The 2,764-nt window shown below is 61.0% G+C and carries 1 protein-coding gene; it reads right to left on the reverse strand.

From position 1 onward, the window contains the following. Positions 1-247: 247 nt before the first annotated feature. Entirely contained in the window at positions 248-1,957 is a 1,710-nt protein-coding gene (locus JJE47_13995; GenBank protein MBK5268536.1) for a HAMP domain-containing histidine kinase, read from the reverse strand. Between the last annotated feature and the right edge of the window lie 807 nt (positions 1,958-2,764).

Genomic DNA, 2,764 nt, shown 5'->3' on the forward strand with positions numbered 1-2,764 from the left:
GGCTGGAATAATCAGAAGAACGTTGGGCAATACGTCTGGGACATCATCAACGCCAACCCCGGCAAGTGGCGCGAGGGGGTGAAGCTGATGCATCACCTGTTGACGCTGCACAAGGACGATCCGGCCAAGCGGACGCGCGTCATGACTGAGCTGGGCCGCATGTATCACAACCTGCACCAGGACTATGCCCGGGCGGCGTTCTGGTGGCGGTTCTCTCAGGCCGTGGATGGGGAGATAGGAGCCGGAATCAGTGGGCGTCGGCGGCGACGGTCTCGTGGGTTTGTGGAGCGGGGTGGGTGTCAGGGTTTGGTTGGTGGGTGAGCCATGCGAGGGCTTCGGTCTGGTTGTCGAAGACTCGGATGGAGAGGTTGTGGCTCATCCGGGTTGCGATCAGGTTGGCGGTCCCGGTCACGAGGGGTGCACCTGCGACGACGATGGCGACCGCGTGGGCGATGGAGGGCAACTCTGTTGTGTAGAGCCTCCGGGCTTTGCTGTCGGGTCGGGCACCGCCGGTGATGACCATGACTGGCGGCTTCTGACCGTCCGCGATCGTAGCGCATGCTGCGACGACGCCAATAGCGTGCTCGAGAGTGTCGAGGCCGGCTCCCGGGTGGTAGTCCACTCGGAGAACGCCGTCGTCGCCCAACCAGACCTCAGCAAGGTCGGTGGTAATAGCTTTCATTCTCGCGATGTTCGGACTGGACGATTGCGCCGGCGCCGGAATGGTCAGCTCGAAGATGCTTTCAGCACCGACACGTCGGTAGGCAAGCTCGCCTGTCATGAGGCGGGCGAGCCTTCGTGACACCGACAGGCCGAGGCCCACCGACGCCTCGAGCTTGCGGCCCTGCGACGCCCGGGTGAACGGCTCGAAGAGGCTCCCCTGGTCTTCTTGGGTGATCCCCGGCCCGTCGTCCAGAACCTGGACAGCTACCACATCTTGCCGGTCCTCGATCATGACACGAATGTGGCCGTTGCCGTAGCGGGAGGCGTTGCTTACCAGGTTTCGGATGACCTGACTGACCCGCATCGGGTCGCCCCATGCCAGGATTAGTCGGTCAGGCGCAACGAGATCGACGGTGCTGTTTCCGCCTGTCGACATTACAGTGACTACTTCCTGGACTAGTTGCACGATGTCGAAGGTCTTGGTCTCCAAAATCACGCTCGAATTGTCAAGACGGGCAGACATAAGCAGGTCTTCGACCATCCGGTTGGCATCGGCTGCCTGACTGAGGATCATGTCGATCATTTCTGTTACCTCTTCTTCGCTGAGGTCCTCTCGTACATCACGAAGTACCGCCGCGGCGCCGACCACACCGGTGAGCGGGTTGCGGAGGTCGTGAACTATCCCGCCCATGAACTGGGCCCGCTGGCTCTCCAACTCGCCGATCGTCTCGACCACCCGACGCGACACCACCGAAACCACAACGAATACGAACATGGTGGTGAGGACCACCCAAGGAGCCTCTTTGGGGACCGCCAAGGACCACCCGATCTCAAACGAATCGGTCACGGAGACCGTCGCTACGCAAGCAAGGATGTAGCCAGATAAAAGGACTGTCATCCGACGGTCGAGGAGTATGGCAACCAGGAACGCTGCCAGGATCGCCAGCGCCGCTGCAACACCGGGGATACCGATCGCAACCATCGAAACCCCCATCACGACGATGTCGGCCACCAGGCCATTTTGCCTACCGGTGCGACTTCCCCGCCGAAAGAAGGCGTCAACTGCCAGCGTCCCGGGCATAACGGCTAAAAGCAACCCTAGAGGCCACCCCTGCAACAAACTGATCGTGATAAGCAGCACCGCCCCGGTCGCGTTCATCCACAGCCGGGTTCTCCCATAGGAGGCGCGACTGCGCTCGATGAACGGACCGACCGACGATCCGTCCGCAGCCCGGCCAGGTAGCAACGTTTCAAAGCGCCGGATGAGGCGCCCGACTGCGCGGGACCTTGACATCGCCCTCATCTGAGATCAGCAAATCGTTCAGACCGGGTCGTGCATTTGGCGAGGAAGGCCGGGTCGCTCACGATACGCTCGGCGACCTTTCCGGCCGGGACCCGATATAAGCCTTCCCGGATCAGGATTCTCAGACTGCTCAGGCGGCTTTCCCGCCGATCGTGCGCACCCCTATCTGACCGTGAGCGAAGCTGGACAGGCTGGTTCAAGAGAGGCAATACCATCACGTCGGAAGCCGACGCCGTCATCTTGGCCCACATGTAATGTCCTTTCGCGTTCGCGAGAAGAACGGTGGGACTTGCGCGGCTTCGTCCTATGCGGGGTTGTCAAGATCTTCCTTCTTCATTAGTCGGTTGCCCCGACCCGTGAGTTGAGTTGTTTCTTTGCGCCCCGACACTCGCGAGCGAGTCGTGCAATAGGGTGTGACAAAGAGAACGCGTCAGGATTCGAGGAGATCGTCTTCGGGATGTCCCTGAAGCGAGCTGCCGACCAGTTCGGTGCCAGGTAGGAACGGCCGTCCAAGGGGAACCATGGATCGGCCGGGGCAACATCAGAGATTCTCAGCTACATTACCAAGGCGAGACCTGCCCATAAAGGCGCGACGATGATTCGGCCAGAACTGTACGTGCACGACACCTCGGAGACTCCATACGTTGCCGTGTTGAGTTTGGTTCTTGTTCGCCTGGGTCTGGGGCTCTCTGTAGTGGCGGAATTGGCACTTGGTGTCGCGCCTCTCGTTCTAGGCGGCACCACTCCGAGTTGGTTGGCAGCCGGTCCCTTGGTAGTAGGTGGGGTGGCGGGCTGGCA

The organism is Acidimicrobiia bacterium, assembly GCA_016650365.1.
In the GTDB taxonomy this organism is placed as follows: Bacteria; Actinomycetota; Acidimicrobiia; order Spongiisociales; family JAENVV01; genus JAENVV01.

Bases quoted from the DNA above. Each gene is read 5' to 3' on its own strand.
- JJE47_13995 (MBK5268536.1), bottom strand. From the start codon at position 1,957: ATGTCAAGGTCCCGCGCAGTCGGGCGCCTCATCCGGCGCTTTGAAACG.